Annotated in this window: 20 protein-coding genes; 14 read left to right on the top strand and 6 right to left on the bottom strand. The window is 63.6% G+C overall.

The genetic code is table 11. The annotated features are described in order from the left end of the window. Positions 1-59: 59 nt before the first annotated feature. The 4 genes from H7C86_RS26160 (at position 60) to H7C86_RS26145 (ending at position 5904) form a co-directional block, all read left to right on the top strand. Positions 60-842: an ABC transporter ATP-binding protein gene (locus H7C86_RS26160; protein ID WP_019747152.1), complete on the top strand. Its 783-nt coding sequence runs from the start codon at positions 60-62 to the stop codon at positions 840-842. Beyond that, the gene (locus H7C86_RS26155; protein WP_182262499.1) at positions 842-3325 is read left to right on the top strand and encodes an FtsX-like permease family protein; all 2484 of its coding nucleotides are present in this window, start codon (positions 842-844) and stop codon (positions 3323-3325) included. The genes H7C86_RS26160 and H7C86_RS26155 overlap by 1 nt, the downstream gene beginning before the upstream one ends. Positions 3326-3346: 21 nt before the next feature. Next, positions 3347-3979 (top strand): bifunctional 2-polyprenyl-6-hydroxyphenol methylase/3-demethylubiquinol 3-O-methyltransferase UbiG, encoded by a 633-nt coding sequence (locus H7C86_RS26150; protein WP_019747150.1) that lies wholly within the window; start codon positions 3347-3349, stop codon positions 3977-3979. Between the two features lie 89 nt (positions 3980-4068). Next, the gene (locus H7C86_RS26145) at positions 4069-5904 is read left to right on the top strand and encodes an acyl-CoA dehydrogenase (RefSeq protein ID WP_020906438.1); all 1836 of its coding nucleotides are present in this window, start codon (positions 4069-4071) and stop codon (positions 5902-5904) included. A gap of 85 nt (positions 5905-5989) precedes the next feature. Here H7C86_RS26145 and H7C86_RS26140 read toward each other — a convergent pair whose 3' ends face one another. Beyond that, on the bottom strand, positions 5990-6619 hold the full coding sequence (locus H7C86_RS26140) for a hypothetical protein (protein ID WP_241840959.1): 630 nt from the start codon (positions 6617-6619) through the stop codon (positions 5990-5992). Between the two features lie 179 nt (positions 6620-6798). Between H7C86_RS26140 and H7C86_RS26135 the strand changes: the two genes are divergently transcribed. Then, positions 6799-7521, top strand: coding sequence for an ATP-binding cassette domain-containing protein (locus H7C86_RS26135; protein WP_019747147.1), 723 nt, complete (start codon positions 6799-6801; stop codon positions 7519-7521). A gap of 5 nt (positions 7522-7526) precedes the next feature. Then, complete coding sequence (locus H7C86_RS26130; protein ID WP_021333162.1) at positions 7527-9539, top strand: YhgE/Pip domain-containing protein; 2013 nt, start codon at positions 7527-7529, stop codon at positions 9537-9539. On the opposite strand, the gene H7C86_RS26125 is transcribed toward H7C86_RS26130, so the two are convergent. Beyond that, positions 9536-10114: a nucleotidyltransferase family protein gene (locus H7C86_RS26125; RefSeq protein WP_182262498.1), complete on the bottom strand. Its 579-nt coding sequence runs from the start codon at positions 10112-10114 to the stop codon at positions 9536-9538. The two genes, H7C86_RS26130 and H7C86_RS26125, sit on opposite strands and share 4 nt — an antisense overlap. Before the next feature lie 65 nt (positions 10115-10179). On the opposite strand from H7C86_RS26125, the gene H7C86_RS26120 reads away from it, so the two are divergent. The 3 genes from H7C86_RS26120 (at position 10180) to H7C86_RS26110 (ending at position 11979) form a co-directional block, all read left to right on the top strand. Further along, entirely contained in the window at positions 10180-10425 is a 246-nt protein-coding gene (locus H7C86_RS26120) for a helix-turn-helix transcriptional regulator (protein WP_019747144.1), read from the top strand. Next, the gene (locus H7C86_RS26115; RefSeq protein ID WP_042950943.1) at positions 10422-10910 is read left to right on the top strand and encodes a hypothetical protein; all 489 of its coding nucleotides are present in this window, start codon (positions 10422-10424) and stop codon (positions 10908-10910) included. Before H7C86_RS26120 ends, H7C86_RS26115 begins: the two co-directional genes overlap by 4 nt. 85 nt (positions 10911-10995) lie before the next feature. Then, positions 10996-11979, top strand: a complete 984-nt coding sequence (locus H7C86_RS26110; protein WP_024487540.1) for an LLM class F420-dependent oxidoreductase — start codon at positions 10996-10998, stop codon at positions 11977-11979. A gap of 4 nt (positions 11980-11983) precedes the next feature. Here H7C86_RS26110 and H7C86_RS26105 read toward each other — a convergent pair whose 3' ends face one another. Continuing rightward, positions 11984-14233 carry a VanW family protein gene (locus H7C86_RS26105; protein WP_182262497.1) on the bottom strand — a complete coding sequence of 750 codons (2250 nt, stop codon included), beginning with the start codon at positions 14231-14233 and terminating at the stop codon, positions 11984-11986. A gap of 294 nt (positions 14234-14527) precedes the next feature. Further along, positions 14528-15883, bottom strand: a complete 1356-nt coding sequence (locus H7C86_RS26100; RefSeq protein ID WP_019747140.1) for an acetyl-CoA C-acetyltransferase — start codon at positions 15881-15883, stop codon at positions 14528-14530. Positions 15884-16013: 130 nt separating this feature from the next. Between H7C86_RS26100 and H7C86_RS26095 the strand changes: the two genes are divergently transcribed. Both H7C86_RS26095 and H7C86_RS26090 read left to right on the top strand, forming a co-directional pair. Then, positions 16014-17360: a 3-oxoacyl-ACP reductase gene (locus tag H7C86_RS26095; protein ID WP_003945596.1), complete on the top strand. Its 1347-nt coding sequence runs from the start codon at positions 16014-16016 to the stop codon at positions 17358-17360. Beyond that, positions 17360-18223 carry a MaoC/PaaZ C-terminal domain-containing protein gene (locus H7C86_RS26090; protein WP_182262507.1) on the top strand — a complete coding sequence of 288 codons (864 nt, stop codon included), beginning with the start codon at positions 17360-17362 and terminating at the stop codon, positions 18221-18223. Before H7C86_RS26095 ends, H7C86_RS26090 begins: the two co-directional genes overlap by 1 nt. Positions 18224-18324: 101 nt before the next feature. On the opposite strand, the gene H7C86_RS26085 is transcribed toward H7C86_RS26090, so the two are convergent. Beyond that, positions 18325-18924 carry a TetR/AcrR family transcriptional regulator gene (locus H7C86_RS26085; RefSeq protein WP_003945885.1) on the bottom strand — a complete coding sequence of 200 codons (600 nt, stop codon included), beginning with the start codon at positions 18922-18924 and terminating at the stop codon, positions 18325-18327. 72 nt (positions 18925-18996) lie between these two features. Further along, positions 18997-20175, bottom strand: a complete 1179-nt coding sequence (locus H7C86_RS26080; RefSeq protein ID WP_182262496.1) for a glycoside hydrolase family 3 N-terminal domain-containing protein — start codon at positions 20173-20175, stop codon at positions 18997-18999. Between the two features lie 101 nt (positions 20176-20276). Here H7C86_RS26080 and H7C86_RS26075 point away from each other — a divergent pair, with 101 nt between their 5' ends. From H7C86_RS26075 to H7C86_RS26065, 3 genes are all read left to right on the top strand, one after another. Then, positions 20277-20744, top strand: a complete 468-nt coding sequence (locus H7C86_RS26075; RefSeq protein ID WP_003945900.1) for a universal stress protein — start codon at positions 20277-20279, stop codon at positions 20742-20744. A 45-nt stretch (positions 20745-20789) separates the two neighbouring features. Further along, positions 20790-21878, top strand: coding sequence for an isochorismate synthase MenF (locus tag H7C86_RS26070; RefSeq protein ID WP_182262495.1), 1089 nt, complete (start codon positions 20790-20792; stop codon positions 21876-21878). 129 nt (positions 21879-22007) lie between these two features. Then, on the top strand, positions 22008-22181 hold the full coding sequence (locus H7C86_RS26065) for a DUF2613 domain-containing protein (protein WP_003945488.1): 174 nt from the start codon (positions 22008-22010) through the stop codon (positions 22179-22181). The last annotated feature ends 42 nt before the right edge of the window (positions 22182-22223 follow it).

The following is a 22223-nucleotide window of genomic DNA, read 5'->3' as shown; positions in this document are numbered from 1 at the left end:
CATTGATTCGGGACCCTGCTGGATGTCGACGAATGCCGAATCTCCATAGCGTTCATCCCATGAAGAATCGACACTCGGTCCTCGCCCCGCCGGCCCCTGGTGCCACGGCCGCCCGAACATCCGCCGTGCGACTCGAAGGCGTCAGCAAGATCTACGGCAACGGCCGCGGCGCCGTGACCGCCCTCGACAACATCAGCCTCACCTTGCCGCGCAGCACCTTCACCGCCGTGATGGGCCCGTCCGGATCGGGCAAGAGCACTTTCCTGCACTGCGCCGCAGGGCTCGATCGACCGAGCAGCGGATCGGTGTGGCTGGGCGACACCGAGATCTCACAGCTGAAGCCGAAGGCCCGCAGCATCTTCCGTCGCGATCACATCGGTTTCGTCTTCCAGGCCTACAACCTGCTCGGCGCTCTCGACGTCGAGCAGAACGTCACGCTCCCCCTACTCCTCGCCGGACGACGAGCCGACAAGCAGTACCTGACCTTCGTCCTCGAATCCGTCGGACTCGGATCGCACCGCAAGCGCAAACCCTCCGAACTGTCCGGCGGTCAGCAGCAACGCGTCGCCATCGCGCGCGCCCTCGTCACTCACCCCGACGCACTCTTTGCCGACGAGCCGACCGGCGCCCTCGACTCCCGCAGCGCCAAGCAGGTTCTGGAGTTGTTGCGCCGGACAGCCGCCGAGTTCGATCAGACCATCGTCATGGTCACGCACGACCCGGTGGCCGCGTCGTACGCCGATCGTGTGCTGTTCCTCGCCGACGGGAAACTGGTAGGGCACATCGACCGCCCGACGCCGCAGCAGATCGCCGAGCGCATGACACACCTCGGGGACTGGTGATGATGAAAGCGCACACCTTTGCGCACCTGAAAGCGCATCGCTCCGGTTTCGTCGCCGTGTTCGTCTCCGTATTCTGCGCAGCGCTCCTCACCTGCGGTCTGGGTGTGCTCCTGGAATCGGGAGTGCGAGGCGGAGTCTCACCACATCTCTACGCCGGTGCCGACGCCGTCGTGAGTGCACCACAGGCGCTCGAGGTCAAGGAAGACGCCGATCAGCCTTTTGCCGAGCGAGTTCTCCTCGACGGCGATACCGTCCGCAAGCTCGATGCCCTCGATGTCACGGTGATTCCCGACATCTCCGTCCCCGTCAGCACCGCCGAGGGCGTCGTACTCGACGCACATCCTTGGAACACAGCACAATTGGCGCCGTACTCGCTCACCGAGGGGCGCGCTCCGCAGAGCCGAGACGAGGTGGTCTCGACCACGGGCGCCGCTCTCGGCGAGCAAATCACGCTGGCTCACGGCGCGATAGCTGACGAGTACACCGTCGTCGGCACAGCTGATTCGGCGTCGGCGCCGTCACCCGACCGTCCGGCACTCGTCTTCCTCTACGACGCAGAGGCCGAACGGTTGTGGCCGCACCAGAACGCTGTCACCGCAGTCGGATTGATCACTCCCGCAGGCGTGGATGCTGCCGCTCTCGCCCGCGATGCACTCGCCGGAACCGGCGCGGAGGTCTCGACCGGCACTGCGCGCGGAGGCATCGAATTCCTCGACGCCGGTGCTGCGCGGACCCAGTTGATCGTGCTCTGCGCGTCGTTTGCCGGTCTCGCGTTGATGGTCAGTATGTTCGTCGTTTCCAGCACGCTGTCGCTCTCGATCAACGCCAGACGCCGAGAGTTCGCTCTGTTGCGGGCAATCGGGGCCACCACGCGACAAGTCCACGTCATGATCGGACGTGAAGTGCTGCTCGTCGCGGCGGCTGCGGCGGCTCTCGGCGCGGTGCCCGGATACCTGCTCGCCCGATTCCTGGGTGCACAGTTTGCCGACGCCGGGGTCATGCCCACCGATTTCGCGTTGGCGTACAGCCCGCTTCCGGCGATCGCGGCATTCCTGATCTGCGTACTCACTGCCCGCGCGGCAGCGGCGATCGCGGCACGACGACCGGCGAAGCTCGACCCCGTCGAAGCGCTTCGCGAATCCGAAAGCGGCCCGGCGAAACTGAGCCGCGGACGCATCGTCACCGGGCTGATCTTCGGCGCCGCCGGCCTCAGCGCGTGCGTGCTCCCCGCTTTCCTGCCCGGCAGCGTGGCAGCCGCTGGAGCCGGTTCGAGCGCACTGTTGTTGATCTTCTCGGTCGCGCTGCTCGGCCCCTTGTTGGTGCGCGGCATCATCAAGGTGATCGGCGGTCCACTGCGCCGTAGTGGGTCGGCGTCCAAAGTTCTCGCTGCCGCCAACGCCGAATCCAATTCGAGACGGCTCTCGTCGGCGGTTGTTCCATTGGCTCTCGCAATCGCACTGGGCTCGGTGCAGTTCTTCAGCCAGAGCACCGTCGCCGCCGAGGCGACCAACCAGTCGATCAAGGGCGTCACCGCCGACCTGATCGTCGGCGCGCCGGCCGGCATCGCTCCTTCGCTCCTCGACTCGATCGCATCGGTGCCCGGAGTGAGTGCGGCAAACCCAGTGGTCCGCAGTCAAGTCCTGCCGGTACCCAGCGGTGAGGAAGGCGGCTCAGCCGACAGCGCGATCGCTGCCCAGGGCATCGACGCCGCCAGCGCCGACGCGACCCTCGATCTCGCGGTGACCGAGGGCGACCTGAGCGCTCTGACCGGCGATACCGTTGCCGTGAGCGAAGACGGCGCCTTCACACTCGGAGCCAAGGTAGGTCAGCGCGTCGACCTCTATCTAGGGGACGGCACACTGGTGCATCCGATGGTCGTCGCAAAATATGGTCGCGGCCTCGGATTCGGGGACGTGACCATGCCGATCCAGACTTTGCGTCAGCACTCCACCGACGCTCTGATCGACACCGTTCTGGTTGCTGCCGAACCCGGACGGTCGGCCGAAGTCCAGCAGTCGTTGCGCTCGTTCCCCTCGATCGCCGCGATGAACCAGGACCAGTTCGGGGCCGCGGGCGAAGATCAGCGTCGTATGCAGTCCTGGGTCAGCATCCTCGCCGTACTCGTCCTGCTCGGCTATCTCGCAGTCGCCGTCGTGAACACCCTGGTCGCCGCCACTGCCGAGCGTTCCCGCGAGTTCGCGCTCCTTCAACTGGTGGGCTCGCGGACGAGGCAGGTCCGCGCAATGATGCGCATCGAGTCGTTGATGGTGGTGGGAATCGCCGTCGTGGTCGGATCACTGATCGCCCTGCCGCCTCTGATGGGTATCGCCGTAGCGGTGTCCGGGCAGCCGATCCCGGCGATTTCACCGGCGATCTACGGTTCCATCGTCGCGGTGACCGCTGTTCTGGGATTTGTCTCCATCGCGATCCCGACGCGCGCCGCCCTTCGCAAGAACCCGATGGACGGAGTGCGTAACCACTGAGTGGCACTACCGTCGTCATCTATGGATGCGGCGGCCTGGGACAAGAAGTACGAAGAAACCGAGCTCGTCTGGGGCGCTCCTCCCAACGAACTGCTGGTGGAATACGCGACGGCCCTCCCCCACGGCCAGGCACTCGACCTGGCGTGCGGCGAGGGCCGTAACGCGTTGTGGCTCGCGACCCGCGGTTGGGAGGTCACCGGCATCGACTACTCGGCCGTCGCGATCGAGAAAGCCCGCACGATCGCGGCCCGCTCACCTCGATCGGTTCTCGACCGGCTCGACTACCGATGCGGCGACGTCACCGTCGCGGATTACGCCTCAAGGAACGGGCAGGGATACGACTTGGCCCTGCTTCTTTACCTTCATCTGCCCGCACCACAACGCACCCTGGTTGTGAACCGTGCCATAAATTCTCTGAAACCTGATGGAATCCTCATGATTTTGGGGCACGACCGAAGCAACATCGACTACGGCGTCGGCGGACCGAAAGATCCCGAAATCCTTTACACACCAGAAGAATTGATGCAGGAGTTCCAAGGAAGGCTCGAGTTCGAGATCGCCGGAAATCCGCACAGACACACCGAAACGGGAATCGCGGTCGACGCGCTTGTCATCGGACGCAAATCCGGTGTTGGCAATGCAAAGAACGGCTAGTAACATGTATTAAGTTACCGACGAGTAATAAACTTCGGGCGGTACTAGGAGTGCTGGACCGCACCACCTCACTGGGAGAAGCAGAAGACATGGGCCATTACAAGAGCAACGTTCGGGACCTGGAGTTCAACCTCTTCGAGGTTCTCGGACTGGAGAAGCCACTGAGCGAAGGCGCTTGGGGCGACCTGGATGCCGACACTGTCCGCAACATGCTGGCAGAGGTCGCACGCCTGGCCGAGGGACCGCTTGGCGAATCTTTCGCCGATGCGGACCGCAACCCCCCTGTCTTCGATCCCGAGACGCACACCGTTGCACTTCCGGAATCCTTCAAGAAGTCGTTCAAGGCTCTGTGGGATGCCGAGTGGTACCGCATGGGACTGAGCGAAGAGGTCGGCGGCGTGCCGGTTCCCCGCTCGGTCGTGTGGGCCATCGGTGAGCTGATCCTGGGCGCACAGCCTGCAGCGCACATGTACCAGGCCGGACCCGCCTTCGCGGACGTGCTGTTCAACAACGGCACCGAAGAGCAGAAGAAGTGGGCAGCAACCATCGTCGAACGCGGATGGGGCGCCACGATGGTCCTCACCGAGCCCGACGCCGGCTCCGACGTCGGTGCCGGACGCACCAAGGCGATCAAGCAGGACGACGGCTCCTGGCACATCGAGGGCGTCAAGCGCTTCATCACCTCGGCCGACTCGGACGACCTGTTCGAGAACATCTTCCACCTCGTTCTCGCTCGCCCCGAAGGCGCCGGACCCGGCACCAAGGGCCTGAGCCTGTTCTTCGTCCCGAAGACGCACTTCAACTTCGAGACCGAAGAGTTCGGCGAGCGTAACGGCGTCTTCGTCACCAACGTCGAGCACAAGATGGGCCTGAAGGTCTCCGCCACATGTGAGGTCACCTTCGGTGGCCACGGCATCCCCGCACAGGGCTGGCTGGTCGGCGAGGTCCACAACGGCATCGCCCAGATGTTCGACGTCATCGAGCACGCTCGAATGATGGTCGGCACCAAGGCAATCGCCACCCTCTCCACCGGTTACCTCAACGCTCTCGATTACGCCAAGCAGCGCGTTCAGGGTGCTGACCTGACCCAGATGACCAACAAGGCAGCACCGCGCGTGACCATCACGCACCACCCCGACGTGCGTCGCAGCCTGGCAATGCAGAAGGCATACGCCGAAGGCCTGCGCGCGGTGTACCTCTACACCGCAGCACACCAGGACGAGGTTGTCGCCCAGCTCGTCTCGGGCGCAGACAAGGACACCGCGTTCCGCGTCAACGACCTGCTGCTCCCGATCGTCAAGGGCGTCGGCTCCGAGCGTGCGTACCAGTACCTGACGGACAGCCTGCAGACCCTCGGTGGCTCCGGCTTCCTGCAGGACTACCCGATCGAGCAGTACATCCGCGACTCCAAGATCGACTCGCTGTACGAAGGCACCACGGCCATCCAGGCTCAGGACTTCTTCTTCCGCAAGATCGCTCGTGACCGCGGCGTCGCCCTCGCTCACGTTGCCGGACAGATCAAGACCTTCATCGACAGCGAAGCCGGCAACGGTCGCCTGAAGGCGGAGCGCGCACTGCTCGCCACCGCACTCGAAGACGTCCAGGCCATGGCTGCCACGCTCACCGGCTTCCTCATGGGAGCTCAGGAGCAGCCCACCGAGCTGTACAAGGTCGGCCTCGGCTCCGTCCGCTTCCTGATGTCCGTCGGCGACCTGCTCATCGGCTGGCAGCTCCTCCGCCAGTCCGAGATCGCTCTCGCAGCACTCGACAACGGCGCTTCCGACAAGGACAAGGGCTTCTACGAGGGCAAGGTCGCCATCGCGTCCTTCTTCACCAAGAACGTCCTGCCCGAGCTCACCGCTTCACGCGAGATCATCGCGAACACCGAGAACGACATCATGGAGATCGACGAAGCAGCATTCTGATTCGTTCCTGATTCATGAAAAGTGCCGGTCCCGAGAATGTTTCGGGACCGGCATTTTCATGCTCGGCAGTCAAGGCAATCTGTGGTCATCTGCGCTCGACGGTCGGGCAACTGATCTGTGCGGACAGTACGGACGTCGTCGGTTGTTCGCCGGGCCGTGCCGCCGTTCCTACCAGGGAAAGCGCCACGCGCCTGCGGTCCGGAGAACTGACTATTTCGATGGAATTGTCGACGCCGCCGCCGAAGGACACGAACTGTCCGCTCTGATCCGAGAACATCATCGTCGCCCCGGACTGACCTGGTTCCGGGTTTTCGTTCACGTAGACCTGCAACTGGAAATCACGCCCCGGATATTCGCCGCCGCCGTCGTACTCGTAGAAGGAACTCGTGTGCACCTCGTAGGCCCACTGACGGTGACCGGCGGGCAGCGAATCCGCCCAGTTGTGCTCGAAACACGTGACGGATCCGGGCAGCGAGACATTGGCTGCGCCGCTCCACCCACCGGACAGGGTGATGGCTCCGTATGGCGCTGCTTCGGACTCGTGCCGATCGGAAGGCAAGGGCGGAACGGTCAAGGGTCCGACATTGCGACCGGTGAACTCGAAAAGCCTCTCGCTCGACACGAACGGGGGCGACTCGCGCTCACCGCCACAGGAGACAACTGACAGGGCGGCCATGACCAGTAACGCGCACATACCGCGTCTACGAACCGGCACCTCGACACCCCCTGCCCGTTTCCAACAGAATACATACCGTTCGGTCTCCAAGTTACCGATCGTGTCCGACACATCCCATTCGTGGGACCGCTCACCCGCTACCGATGTGATTGGGTGAGCACGAACGTCCACTGAACCAGCACTCGGTTCTTTCGAAGGCCGAGTAGATCAACAGACAGGTGATCATCGTGGTCGCACCAGAGCACGCACAACTCGATTACGCCCCTGAACTGGCATTGACCGCCACGGACTTGGCGCTCGACGGCCCATGGGGGCCGGTGTTCGGACCCGTCAATCTCGAGATTCGTGCAGGCGGTGTGACCATCCTCGAAGGCTCCGCCGGTTCAGGACGTACGTCCTTACTTCTGACACTCAGCGGACGAATGAAAGCCAGTTCCGGATCACTGTCCGTCTTCGGTCGAACGCGTCCCCGAGAGATCTTCGAGATCGCCGGGGTCGCCGGGTTCGAGGACATCGACGAGCTTGCCGAGTCCGTCACCGTCCGAGATCTGATCACCGAACAAATTCGCTGGGATGCGCCCTGGTACAAGCTCATCGGACGTGCCGGAGACCGCGAACTCGAAGCGGTGTGCGCTCCCGTCTTCGGCGATCATCCCTTACCTGCGCTCGGCCGGTACGTCAGCGATCTCGGGGAACTCGAGGCGACCCTGCTGCGTATCGCCGTCGCGAACACGAAGAAGCCGGCCCTGCTCGTCGTCGACGATCTCGAACAGGTGCGGCGCGACTCCGAACGCGCGTACCTCGTCGAGCGACTCGTCGAGATGGGGAGCTACCAGACCATCATCGCGTCGACCGTCAACCCGCTGCCCGACGGATCACCCATCGATGCCGTCGCCCTGCTCCAAGAAGTCACCAATCCCGACCAAGAAGGGGCGAGGTAACCGCGATGCTCGCTGGAATGTCTCTCGGAACCGAACTCAAGCGGTTCTCCCGCGGCGCGATGCCCAGGATCGCACTCGTCACCATCATCTTGATGCCACTGCTGTACGGCGCAATGTACCTGTGGGCCTTCTGGAATCCGTTCGGTGAGGTCAACAAGGTCCCCGTCGCACTGGTCAACACCGACCGCGGTGCAATGGTGCAGGGTCAAGAGCTCAAGGCTGGCGACGAAGTAAGCCAAGCACTTCTCGATTCCGGTGAGCTCGATCTCCACCTGGTCTCACAGCAGGAAGCCGAACAGGGAGTCTCGGACGGGACGTACTACTTCTCTCTCACTCTGCCCGAGAATTTCAGCGAGGCCGTTGCCTCCCCGACGTCCAAGGACCCCCACAAAGCTCAGTTGCAGTTCACCTTCAACGACGTCAACAACTACCTCGGCACCATCATCGGCCAAAATGCCGCCCAGCAGGTTCTCAGTCAAGTCAGCGACAAGATCGGCGCGCAGTCCGTCGAGACGGTTCTGGTCGGATTGACCGATGCGGGTGCAGGTTTGAAGCAGGCCGCCGACGGAGCACTCCAGCTCTCGGCCGGAGTGAACACTGCCAACGCCGGAGCCGGCGAATTGGCGTCGGGCTCGAAAACGCTGGCAGACAACATGGTTACCGCACGTGACGGTGCAGCCACTCTTGCCGGCGGTACAGCGCAACTCTCGACCGGTATCAATACCGCCACGGACGGCGTCCTCGCACTGACCGACGGTTTGGGGCAACTCGATCTCGGAGCCGTCCAACTGGGCGACGGCGCAAGCCAACTCAGTGGTGGCGTCACCCAGGTCGTCGACCAACTGAGCGTCCTCGGGAACACACAGGCAGACGTTGCACAACTGGTCGGGCAGGCGGTGGCCAGCCTTCGGCTGAACCCGGATCCTGTCAGCCAACAGATCGCCAATGCCCTCGCGCCTGCCCAGGACATGCTGCGCACTCAGGGTTTCGGTGAAGCGACCATGGGCCAACTGGGCGAACTCAAGAGCGGTGCACAACAACTCGCTTACCAACTCGACGATCCGTCGAGCACCTTCCGAGCCGGGCTGAATGCCGCGGCCAACGGCGGCGGTGAACTCCGCAACGGCCTGGTGCAGCTGCGTGACGGCGGTCAGCAAGTCAACGACGGCGCTCAAACCCTCAGCAGTGGACTGGTTCAACTCACCGACGGCAGCGTCCAACTCTCCGATGGTGCAGCCAAACTCGCCGACGGCACCGAGCAACTCCGTGCCGGGTCTGCCGAACTCGCGACCAAACTCACCGAGGGCGCCGGTCAGGTTCCCAGTTGGACCGATCAGCAGCGAACCGCAACCGCTCAAACCCTCTCCAGCCCGGTCGAACTACAGGAGACCTACGAGAACCGGGCAAGTACCTTCGGTACCGGTTTTGCTCCGTTCTTCCTGCCCCTCGCGCTGTTCGTGGGCGGCATCATCACCTGGATGCTGCTCAAGCCGCTCCAGAACCGGCCCATCGCAAACGGACTCGGCGCGCTGCGAGTGGTCCTCGCCTCGTACTGGCCGGCATTGCTCATCGGCATCTGCCAGGTGATCGTGATGTACCTGGTCGTGCACTTCGCCGTCGGCCTGCACCCCACACACGCCCTCGGCACCGTCGGATTCCTGATGCTCATCACTGCCACGTATATGGCGTTGATCCAGGCATTCAACGCCATCTTCGGAGTCTCCGTCGGACGCGTCATCACCCTGGCGTTCCTGATGCTGCAACTGGTTTCGGCCGGCGGCATCTATCCCGTCGAAACCACCGCGAAACCGTTCCAGATCATCCACCCCTTCGACCCGATGACCTACGCGGTGAACGGGCTACGACAACTCACCGTCGGCGGTATCGACTCGAGACTGTGGGTCTCGATCGCCGTCCTCGGCGGCCTTCTCGTCGCCTCACTCGGGGCCAGTTCACTTGCTGCACGCCGAAATCGGCAATGGACCATGGACAGGCTGCATCCGCCGATCGAAGTCTAGGTCAGGGTCTCCGGCCAAGGCTCCACGGTCAGCGCAGGCCATTCCCTGCGCCACCGTGCCGCCTTGGCCTCGTAAACCTCTCTCGGCGCCAGCACCGGGTTGGGGCGGACGATCATGTCGAAAAGATCGTCGTATCCATGCGGGGCATACACGTCCACAGTGCCGCCCGCGGCCTTGGTGATCCCGAAACAGCAAGTTGTGGAAGCGAAGTGGTCGATAGCGTCGCGGCAACTGGTGAACGGAACGCCGGGAATCCCGAAATGCTGCTCGTACCACAGGTGCACGCGGGCTTCGTTGCGTACTTCGACATCGGCATCCACATCGGCGAACAGTTCTGCCGCCGAACGAATCACACGGTCCTCCGCGTCGTAGCTCAGATCGCCGGCGTCGAAATAGAAGAGGTCGTAGTCCTTGATTCCGGCGCCGAGGTCACGGCCGTCGATGTGATTCCAGACGGTTTGGAAGAGCCCACCCGCCGTCAGGTGCCACTCCGGCAATCCCAGCTTCGGCGCCCGATCCACGATCGTTGCGACCACTGGATTGGCCAGGGCGATCTCGAGAAATCGTTCACGCATGCTCGTCAGCCTCTCATATGACAAGTAAACTTGACATCATGTGACAAGTATTCTTTACTTTTCCCATGACTGGAAAGGCCGGCGACAACAACGTGCGGGAGCACCGACGCCTCGCCGGCCTCACCCAGGCGCAACTGGCCACGGCAGGTCAGGTGAGCAGACAGAGCATTGTCTCCGTCGAACGCGGCGACTACGCACCGAGTGTCTACCTGGCACTTCGCCTGGCACTGGCACTGGGGACCACCGTCGAAGCGCTCTTTCCCCTACCCGAATCGGCACTCACCGCAGAAATTCCAGAGGAGACGGCATGAGCACCATGATGAAGGCAATGCGGTTCGTCGGAGATCTGGACGACGACTTCTACAAGGACGAGCGTCAGCGCGACGTCTGGAACGAAGCCTCGGCCGTGGGGTTCCAATTCGCCTACTGGATCACGTTGATCGCAGCGGCAATTCTGCCGTGGGTTGCCGGACGCACCGGCGCATGGATTTCATTGGGTCTGGTCATCGGATGGTTTGTCTGTTCGATGGTGGTGCTCCGCTACGCGCAGGCCCATGACGTCGACGTCTACGCAAGCATGAAGGGTCTCCAACCCCGATCTCTCGTGGCTGGGTCCGTCTATCTGATCGCATTGATCGGCGTCGTCGCCCAACTCGTAGCTCATCCGGGCGACGGAATCGCGACTTGGGCCGGCGCTGGGGTCGGCGCACTCCTCGGCGCCACGGCAGCCGCACTAGGCGTAAAGCTTCACCAGCAGCGCGCCAAGCGACGCGAAGCGGCCGAAGAACTTCTCTGAATTCCGGAAGTCTGCCCAGCACAACGGAATCCATAGAGTTGGTAAAATCGTGCCAGGTCAACCGATCGCGAGTAACGTCGAAACGGTGAGCACTCGCCTCGGATACCAGATGCCCAACTTCAGCTACGGCGGTCCGGTCAAGGACCTCTTCCCCACCGTCATAGCGCAGGCCCGCGAAGCCGAAGCCGCAGGCTTCGACACTGCATTCGTGATGGATCACTTCTACCAACTCCCCGGCATCGGAGCGCCGGACGCCCCGATGCTCGAGGCCTACTCCGCGCTCTCCGCGCTGGCGACGGCCACCGAGACCATCCAGTTGTCTGCACTGGTCACGGGAAACACCTACCGCAATCCGCCCATGCTCGCCAAGACCGTCACCACCCTCGACGTGGTGAGCGGCGGTCGGGCCATCCTGGGCATCGGCGCCGGTTGGTTCGAACTCGAACACAATTCGTTCGGATACGAGTTCGGAACGTTCACCGAGCGCTTCCAGAAGCTCGACGAAGCACTGCAGATCATCGCGCCGATGCTCCGCGGTGAGCGCCCCACCTTCGACGGCAAGTGGTACCACGTCAAGGACGCCATCAACGAGCCTCGCGTCCGCGACGACCTGCCGATCCTGCTCGGCGGTGGCGGTGAGAAGAAGACGTTCGGCCTCGCCGCTCGCTTCGCGGATCACCTCAACATCATCTGCGACCCGTCGGAACTGCCCCGCAAGATGGAAGCACTTGCGGCACGCTGCGACGAAGCCGGTCGCGATCCCGCAACTCTCGAGACCAGCTTCCTCACGTTCATGATGATCGACGAGGACGGCGACAAGGCTCGCGCGCATCAGCGAACGTTCCTCGCGGAGCGTGGCCTCGACATCACTACGGCGCCGGAAGACGTGGTCGCCAAGGCCACCGAACGCCATTTCGTCGGCAGCCCGGACGACGTCGCCGAGCAGGTTCAGACGCGCATCCTCGACCACGGCATCGACGGCGTCGTGATCAACCTGATCACCAACGGCGAAGAGCCAGGCATCGTCGACCTCGCGGGCCGCACCCTCGGCCCACTCGTCGGCAAGTAGTTCCCTACTCGCACTTCACGATCGGCACCGGGTCGTACTTGACGGTCCGGGTGTTCGAGGAAATCTCGGCGCCACTCGCGTGGTCGGTGATCACGCGGGTGTCGCTGACCGTGAATCCGGGCGCACCGCTCGAAGCCACACAACCAGGCCCCTCCGGCAACGTCACGGTGTTCGGCGATGTCGGCGACGTGCGCGGGCCGGTCGTCGAAGCGACATCGACGGTTTTGGTTCCCCAGATCCGAACGGTGATGTTCGACGACGTCGCAATCGTCTCGATCATCACGCCGGTCTTCGCCGGATTACGGAACTGCAAGTCGATCGCACCATCGAAGATGGTCGCCTCACGCGCTTCGGGGTACCGCGAGATGTAGTAACTGTGCTCGGTGTGCGCGACGTCGTCCATGCCTGCGAAATACGTCGCGTTGTAGAGCGTCGTCGCGAGCTGGCTGATACCGCCGCCGACAGCCTTGTCCGGGCGACCATTGTTGATGATCCCCGACTCGACGTATCCCTGAGCCGCACCGCGCGGACCCGTGTACTCGTTGAGCGAGAACGTATCCCCTGGCTTGATCACGGCCCCGTCGATCTCCGACGCAGCCAAGCCGATATTCACTCCAGACGCGTATTCGAAACCACCGGTGGTGAATTCGCCGATCACCTCGTTGATGCCGAGGGCATCCGCGGCTTCGGTGGTCAACGCCGGCGGGACCGGTCCGTACACTGCGGGCGTTGCCCGAGAAGCCGTACTGCCCAGCAGAACCGGAAGTTCCTTGACCGTGTCCGGCCAGTTGATCAGATCACCGACAACACCCGGCACAACCGACGGCTTACCACCGGCGAAGGTGAACGACGCGTCCTTGGGTTGTACTTCAGTCGATACCAACTGCGGAGTCAGAATCTTGATCGCAGCATCCGTGTTGTACTGCGGAGTCAGCCCACCCGAGCCGTCAGGTGTGAAGGTCAGAACCTCACCGATCTGGTCGACGCCGAGCGTCGCAACCTTGCCGTCACGGCCGTTGACCACGACATCACCCGAGGCAGCCGGAATGGCAATCTCCTGCAGTGCGCGATCGACACCGGCCTGAGTGACCGTCACCGGCACCTCGTCGACCGGAAGATCGACGACGCCACCGTCAGACCACTCCGCGGCGAACGTTGCGCCCGCCTGCTGCGTTTCGAGAGCCTGGCCGGCGGCAGGTGAAACACCCGTCGCCTTCCCACTCTCGAACACGACTGCGCCTTCGACGGGCGCACGATCGCTGTTCGCCGCAAGTTGCGACATCGAGGCATCCAACGCACCCTGGTCGACCGTCGACACCACGGGCACCTCGCGGGAGCCGAAGAACGACGTGATGCGGGTGATCGGGTTGATCGGCTGAGCGTTCACGCCCGAGAGCGTCGCCGACCAGTCGACGTCCACACCCGCAGATGCGGGAACGATCTCGGAATCGACGCCGCCGGCATGTACCGCTACCGGTTCGACGAGCCTTGGGCCGAGTTCGGCGCGCAGCGTGGCCTCTGCGTCGGCAGGCGTGAGGTCACCGATGTCCACCCCGGCGACCTGGGTGCCGCGTGGTGTCTTCCCCGACGACGTGAAGATGTCCACTCCGTAGGCAATCACTGCGACGGCAAAGATGGCGCCGAGTGCTATCGCTGGTTTGACCCACTTACGGGAAGAAGCCGGAGCGGGCGCTTCTGGCTGTTGTTGCGGTGCTGGTGGTGCAACTGCCTCTGGTTCGCGGACAACAGGCTCGTACTGCTGCTGGATGGGTTCGAATTGCTGGGTGTCGTACTGCTGCACGAACTCGGGACGCGGCGGCTTCGGGGGAACCACCACTGCCGGGGGCTCGAACTGCTCTGTCTGCTCGTCGATGGCTTCTGTCGCCGGAGCCGAGTCGACTACTTCCGTCGGCGGTGCGTCCTCCGCTGGGACGACTGGGATGACGGTGGTGACCTCGTTTGCCGATTCGCCGATGGACGGTTCGACGATTGTGGGCTCGTCTATTGCTTCGTCGACTGTCGCTTCTATGGAATCGATTGCGTCTTCGTCGACTGGCCTTGGTGCTTCGGCTGGTTCAGGTTCTACTGATTCAGCCTCGACAACCGCCTCGGTGTCCTCAGGGGTCTTGGGTTCCTCGACCGACTCGGTCTCTTCGACCGCCTGAGGTTCCTCGACCGACTCGAGTTCCTGTTCCGGGAGGGACGAGTCCTCGCTGTTCGTCTTCTCGACGGACGGACCCTCTTCGTCACTCACCTGTTGGCTCCTCGCTGCATCAACCGTCGCTGCGGCGCTCACCGACAACTCAATACAGGATATCCGGACATACGAGAGCCCCGCGCTGCTGCCAGGTCGGGGGTCAGGCAGCAACACGGGGCTGTCATGAATATCGGTAGCTATTCTGCAGCGTTACACGCCTGCGCGAAAAAGTTTGCAAAGAGTTCGGGGATCCGGCCACCCCTCGTGGCCGGATCCCCGATTACGCATCCCCTCGCGACGATCACTGCAGGTGAGCGCAGTTTTCAGTCGCGTGAGGAGATTGTGGAGCGGTTACCGCTCGATAATCGCCGTGACACCCTGGCCACCGGCCGCACAGATCGAGATCAGACCGCGGCCCGAACCCTTCTCCGCGAGCATCTTTGCGAGGGAAGCCACAATACGTCCGCCGGTTGCCGCGAACGGGTGACCTGCAGCCAAGGACGATCCGTTGACATTGAGCTTGCTTCGGTCGATCGATCCCAACGCGCCGTCGAGGCCGAGGCGTTCCTTGCAGTACTCGTCGGACTCGAAGGCCTGCAGGGTTGCCAGAACCACCGAAGCGAAGGCTTCGTGGATCTCGTAGTAATCGAAGTCCTGCAAGGTCAGACCGTTGCGGGCCAGCAAACGCGGAATCGCGTACGTGGGAGCCATGAGCAACCCGTCTTTGCCGTGGACGTAGTCGACGGCAGCGGTTTCGGAATCGACGAGGTGCGCCAGAACCGGAAGGTTGCGCTCGGCTGCCCACTCGTCGGTGGAGAGGAGGACTGCAGAAGCGCCGTCGGTGAGCGGCGTCGAGTTGCCTGCCGTCATCGTCGCGTCGCCGAGCTTGGTACCGAAGACAGGCTTGAGCGTCGACAGCTTCTCGACGGTCGAACCGGGACGGAGGTTGTCGTCGCGGGTCAGGCCGAGGAACGGGGTGACGAGGTCGTCGAAGAAACCGCGGTCGTAGGCAGCCGCCATGTTCTTGTGGCTGGCAGCGGCAAGTTCGTCCTGGTCCTCGCGCTTGATGCCGAATTCCTTGGCGGTGATCGCAGCGTGGTCACCCATCGACTTGCCGGTGCGAGGCTCGCCGTTGCGCGGAATTTCGAGGCCGAGCATGCCCGCACGGACGTTGCCGAGCAGCTTGATGCGGTCGCCCGTGGACTTCGCGCGATTGAGGGAGAGCAGGAACTCGCGCGCCTGATCGTTGACGCCGATCGGGGCGTCGGACGTGGTGTCCGTGCCGCCGCCGATGCCGGAATCGATGCGGCCGGCCGAAATGGCGTCGCCGACGGCGATGATCGACTGCAGTCCCGTGCCACACGCCTGCTGAAGGTCGTACGCCGACGTGTACGGGCTCAGCGCGCTGCCGAGAACGGACTCGCGAATGAGATTGAAATCACGGCTGTGCTTGAGCACCGCACCGCCGACGACCATGCCGAGCTTCTCGCCCTGCAGATTGAATCGGCTCACCAGACCGTCGAGCGTCGCAGTGAACATGTCCTGGTTGGACGCCTGTGCGTACGCCTTGTCCGAGCGTGCGAACGGAATGCGATTTCCGCCGACGATCGCAACCGGACGGCGCTGACCTGCGGACTTCGCAGCGGCTGCGGCCGGTGCGGTGCGCGGTGCGGCGGGCTTTGCGTTTGAACGGGCTTTGCTTGTCACTTGCGTCTCCAAGGATGGTGCGATTACCTGTTGAAGACTATTCTTACTCAGTAGTAAGTTACTTGTCTATCGCCGCATTCTTCCGATTGCCCGGTGAGAGACAACCCGAAACACAACAGAAGGTAGGACCGTGGCAGCCAGCAAGGGAGCTCCCGACCTCTATTCACAGTTCCTCTCGTCCGCCCCCGGCGCATTCATCGCGTCGAAGGCCGGCCTGCCCAGGCCCGAGAACCTGCGTCGCTACAAAGCAGGGGAACCCGCACTCGCCGGACCTGTCCTCATCGGCGGCAAGGGTCGGCTCGCAGAACCACTTCGCGTACTGCTCTCCGACTACCCGGCGGCTCAGGCACACGACAGCAGCTTCGGCGGACTCGTGTTCGACGCCACCGGAATCACTCAGGTCAGCGAGCTCGAGCAGCTGTTCGAGTTCTTCCAGCCCGTGATCCGCAACCTCGCACCGTCGGCTCGCGTCGTCGTTCTCGGCACGACGCCGGAAGAAACGTCGAGCGTCGACGAGCATGTCGCGCAGCGCGCGCTCGAAGGCTTCACCCGCAGCGTCGGCAAGGAGATCAAGCGCGGCTCCACAGCTCAGCTGGTCTACGTCTCCCCCAAGGCGTCCACCGGACTGTCCGGCGTGGAATCGACTCTGCGCTTTCTCCTTTCGGCAAAGTCCGCCTTCGTCGACGGCCAGGTCATCGTCGTCGGTGCTGAAGATTCCGTCGCGCCCGCAAGCTGGGACAAGCCGCTCGAAGGAAAGGTTGCCGTCGTCACCGGCGCAGCCCGCGGCATCGGTGCCACAATCGCCGAGGTGCTTGCCCGCGACGGCGCACACGTGGTCTGCGCTGACATCCCGGCCGCCGGCGAAGCACTGTCCGAGACCGCGAACAAGGTCGGCGGCACGTCCCTCGCCCTCGACGTCACGGCGGCCGACGCAGCCGAGGTCCTCGCAGCTCACCTCCTCGAGCGTCACGGCGGAGCCGACATCATCGTCCACAACGCCGGCATCACCCGCGACAAGACCCTCGCCAACATGGACGAGGGCCGCTGGAACATGGTCATGAACGTCAATCTTCTTGCACCGCAGAAGATCACCGAGCACCTCGTCGAGAAGGGCGCCCTCAAGGAAGGCGGCCGCGTCGTCGACGTCTCCTCCATCGCCGGCATCGCGGGCAACCGCGGCCAGACCAACTACGGCACCTCCAAGGCCGGCGTCATCGGCCTCGTACACGCCGAAGCTCCCGTCCTGGCGAAGAAGAACATCACCATCAACGCCGTCGCACCGGGCTTCATCGAGACCGCCATGACCGCAGCCATCCCCTTCGCCACCCGCGAAGCCGGCCGCCGCATGAGCTCGCTCCTGCAGGGCGGCGAGACCGTCGACGTCGCCGAGACCGTCGCATACTTCGCCAGCCCGGCCTCCAATGCCGTTACGGGACAGGTCGTTCGCGTCTGCGGCCAGAGCCTCCTGGGCGCATGATGGCAACAAAGACCGTCGCGCTCACCGAGCAGCCAAAGACCATCGACATCTACTCCCGGGCGGTACTGGGATTGTTGCCGTGGAACAAGTCCAACTCGCGCTCGGTGCCACAGCAGACCTTCACCCTCACCGGACTGAAGGTCGACACCGACAATCTGGCGTCGTACTGCCGCGTGACCGGACTGCGATTCGGCGACACTCTGCCGATCACGTATCCCTTCACCTTGGCCTTCCCGACCGTGATGAAGCTGATGGTGTCGAAGGACTTCCCCTTCGCCGCCGTCGGCTCCGTTCACGCCGAGAACGTCATCGAATCGCTGCGGCCCATCTCCGTCAGCGAACCGCTTGACCTCTCGGTGCATGCCGAGAACCTGCGTGAGCACCGCAAGGGCCTGCTGATCGACGTGATCACCGAAATTCGGGTGGGACGGGAACTGGTCTGGCGACAGACCTCGAGCTTCCTGAACCAGCAGAAGACCTCCCTGTCCGGCCAGCCAGGTCCGGAGCCCAAGGCCGACGAGGTCCCGCCGATGCCGATGAGCACCATCCGCGTCGACCAGACCACGATCAGCAAGTACGCCGCCGTCTCCGGCGACCGCAATCCGATTCACGTCTCGTCTCTGGGCGCCAAGGCTTTCGGTTTCCCGAAGACCATTGCTCACGGAATGTGGAGTGCCGCGGCAGTTCTGCGGACCGTCGAGGGATCCGTCGCGGACAAGGTCACCTACAGCGTGCGTTTCGGCAAGCCGATTCTGCTACCGGCGACGCTGAATGCCTACGCTGATCGCACCGACGGCGGCTGGGATCTGTCGCTGCGTCACCCGAAGAAGGGCTACCCGCACGTCACGGCGACGCTGCGCTGACCTAAGTTTTGTCGGGTTTCCCACCCACCCCAATTGAGCGAACGTACCTTTCGGCGCCTTGGATGCGCTGAAAGGTACGTTCGCTCAGATTGGTTTGGGGGCTATTCGGACTTCTTCTTGCCCGACAGACCGCGCCACGCGAGGGATTCGAGTAGATCCGCTGCGGCATCCACTTCGATTTCCCCACCCGCGACCCGGTCGGCTACCGCCTCACCGGCGCCGACGAGCGCAATGGCGATGATCCCGTAGTCGTGCGCGGCATCAGGATCCTTGGTGCTGGACTCGAGCAGATGCGCAGTCAACTCGATCAACCGATCGCGGCTGGACTGCACGGTTCCCGCAAAAGCCTGCTGCCCGACGGCCTGACGGTAGAGCACCATCCACGACTTGCGGTTTGCGCCCACGAACCCGAGGAAGCCCTCGAGAGCGGCGCGCAATTGTTCACGCGGAGTCAGGTTCGGCGCGCCGGCCGGGGCGAGCGCTTCGAGGAAGCGGAGCCCTTCACGATGAATGCACGCCGCGAACAGCTCTTCCTTCGAGCCGTAGTACAGGTACAGCATCGGCTTCGAGATCTCGGCTTTGGCTGCGATGGTGTCCATCGAAGTTTCGTGAAACCCCCTGTCGGAGAACACGTCCACAGCCGCGTCGAGCATCTGCTGCTCACGCACTGCGCGTGGCAGTCGCTTGGTACCGCCGGCCATGCTTCCTCCAACCACAGGGTAAATGTCGATCTTACTCTACGGTAAGATTGTGCGTCGAATCCCGACTTCGACTCAGCAGGTCACGGCACCTTTGGCAGTGGCAACTGTGACCACGGCCTGATCGACCCGCGCCTGCGGAAGCTCACCGGACGCGACGGCCTGCTCGAGATGGTCGAGCACCCGCGGAACGTCGTCGGTTGTCAGCCACAATGCCTGATCGACTCCAGCCACCAGCGCAGCCTGAACCGCGTCGGCAATATCGTATCGGTCGGTGATCGCCTGCATTCCGCTGAGGTCGTCGGTGAATACCGGGCCGGTGAACGGCGCTGCGCCGTAACCCACTCCGTCGCGAAGCAACGCAACGGCTGCGGGGCTGATGCTGGCAGGGGTACCGGGCTCGGTCAGACCGGGAACCTCGAGGTGACCCATCATGACGCCGACTCCGGTCCCCGACAGTTCACGGAAGGGAATCAGGTCCGATGCGATCAGATCCTGTAGCGGCGGCGTTGTCACCTCGCCCCGGTGCGAGTCACCCGACGCGCTGCCATGTCCGGGAAAGTGCTTGATCACCGGGAAGATTCCGGCATCGCGCATACCCTGCGCGTACGCACCGGCGTAGGCAACCACGGTCTGGGGGTCGTCGGAGTACGAGCGGTCTCCGATCACGGAGTCGTCGGGTTGGCTGCTGGCGTCGACGTCGGGGGCGTAGTTGACGGTGATCCCGAGATCCTTCAACCCACGTCCACGCTCGAGTGCCATCTGGTACGTCTGTTCCACTGTCATGGTCTGCGCTGTTTCCCTGGCCGACGGATCGGGCCCGAGGATGTCCGCGACGCGGGAAACTCGTCCACCTTCTTCGTCGATCGTCACCATCAACGGCAACTTCGACGCCGAAGCAACCTGCGGCACTTCGCGATTGGTGAGCATCGACTGATCGGTCCAACTTCCGACGAAGATGCCGCCGATCTCCTCGTTCTGCACTATCGACAACGCGTCGTCGGTCCCGGTGACGCCGACGTTGAGCAGCTGGGCAAGTTTCTGACGCAGGGACAGCGAAGCCAGAAGGTCGCTACCGCACGACGCGGCGACGGGCGCGGAGCTGGATGCCGCAGGCGTCGACGTGATCTCGGAGGTGGTGCTGGTCGGGGCGCTCGAAACCGGATCGGCGGTCCCGTTCTCGCCCGAGCATCCCGCAACCAACCCTCCGCATAAAGCAATGGTCGTCGCAGCCTTCAGAAACTTGATCCGCATACCTCGACCGTAACGGACCCGGTACCCATACACTCCCTCACGGGCACATCGGGACGGTAGCCTGGAAGAGAACCGATTCCCCCGCTGACGAGGAGGTCGTGATGCCACAAGGTCTGATGCTCATCGCGTACGACGGTTCCGACAACGCCAAGCGTGCAGTCGACTATGCGGGGCGTTTCCTCTCCGCCAATCGTGCTGTTCTCGTCACTGCCTGGGAGCCGATGGTTCGCCAGGCCGCTCGCATGTCCGGCCTGTCCGGGGTGATGCAACCGGAGTGGGTTCCCGACGACGACGTCGAGGACATCGCGTACACCGACGCCAAAGTCACCCTCGCCGAGGGCGTCGCACTGGCCGAGGCCGCAGGCCTGACCGTCGAAGGCAGAAGCGCCGAGTGCCGATCCGCGATCTGGTCTGCAATCTGCGAAACCGCAGACGAATTGGACGTCGACATCATCGTGACCGGCACCCGTGGCACTACGGGTTTGCGGTCGCTACTGCAGAGCAGCGTCGCGGATCATGTTCTGCGTCACAGTCATCGGCCGGTGTTGATCGTCCCTCCAGGGAAGTGACCTTCGCGCATTCCTGATCCGTGGCCGACTAGTGTCGAAGCCACCATGGACGGTTTTGTTCTCTCGTGCCCCGATCACAGCGTGGTCACCCGCGGCGTACGACGCAGCTTCGACAGCTCCGACGCGGCCACCCACGCTCTGTCGGCAGGTACGACAAAGCTGATCGTCGGAGCGCTCCCCTTCGACCCGGCTGCCGCAACGGCGTTGTACGAACCTGCCGAGGCGACGATCACGTCGCGGCCGTGGCAACCGCGCGATCCCCAGGCCCTGCCCACGACCCGGGTTGACCGGGAGATCCCGTCGTCGTCGGAGCATCTTCGTCGGGTGGAAAAGTTGATCGGACGCCTCCGCAGCGGCGAGATCGACAAGGTTGTCGCGGCTCGCACTGTGGAACTTCGGACGCAGACCCCGATCTCCCCGACCGCGCTCGCCGCACGCATGGCGGCGCTCAATCCCGTCGCCAACACCTTTGCCGTCGACCTCTCTGCTGCGGGAGCCGAATTCGAGGGCCACAGCCTGGTCGGCGCGACGCCCGAAGTATTGGTCAGTCGACGCGGGCGCGTCGTGACATGTCGCCCGTTGGCCGGCACCACAAAGCGATCCGCCGACGCCGATCAAGACCGCGAGGCAGGCGAAAGTCTTCTGCATTCGACGAAGAATCTGTCCGAGCACGCCTTCGTGACGGCGTGGATCCGCGAGGTCCTGCAACCGATGTGCAGCGATCTGTCGGTGCCAGCAACTCCCGAACTGACCAATACTCACGAGGTCTGGCACTTAGCCAGCCCGATCCGCGGCACGCTGCGAAACGACACCACTGCGCTCGACCTCGCCATCGCGCTGCATCCGACGCCCGCGCTGTGCGGAACACCCACCGACGCGGCACTGAAAGTCATCCGCGAGACCGAGGAGCCTCGCCGTTTCTACGGCGGCGCCGTGGGATGGTGCGACGAGGCCGGTGACGGCGATTGGGTGGTTGCCATCCGCTGCGCCGAGATCAGTGCAGACGGCCGCAACGCCTGGGCCAGCGCGGGTGGTGGAATTGTCGCCGAATCGGATCCGCAGGACGAACTCGACGAGACGTCCACGAAACTGCGCACTCTGTTGACCGCGCTCGGTGCCGAAACCCTCGACTGACCAGCACGTCACGAGGGTAATCGTCCGGATTCTCGAGTGCGGGTGATACCTTGACCCGAGCAGTTCGTACGGGCCGGTAAGTCCGTCCGACCGCGAACGACCGACTAACGACCAATTGGGAGATCCGCGATGACGAAGTTCCTTGTCCCCGGTGTGGCCAGCGCTGTCATCGGTGCCGTTCTGGGTGCCGGCGTCATCTTCGGTGTCACGGCCGCCGCGTCGGACAACACTCGTCCCGAGATCGACCGCAGCGGAAACGCAGATTCTTCCGTGCTGAACCAGGTTGAGTACGGCAGCCGCTGAGAGCGCAGGCCTCGCGAGTTCCCGTTCTTCCGCCGACGGGGC

The organism is Rhodococcus sp. UFZ-B548, from assembly GCF_903819475.1.
GTDB classification, from domain to species: Bacteria; Actinomycetota; Actinomycetes; order Mycobacteriales; family Mycobacteriaceae; genus Rhodococcus_F; species Rhodococcus_F erythropolis.
Note: the sequence above shows the minus strand (reverse complement) of the source record. Positions and strands in the feature narration are given on the sequence as shown.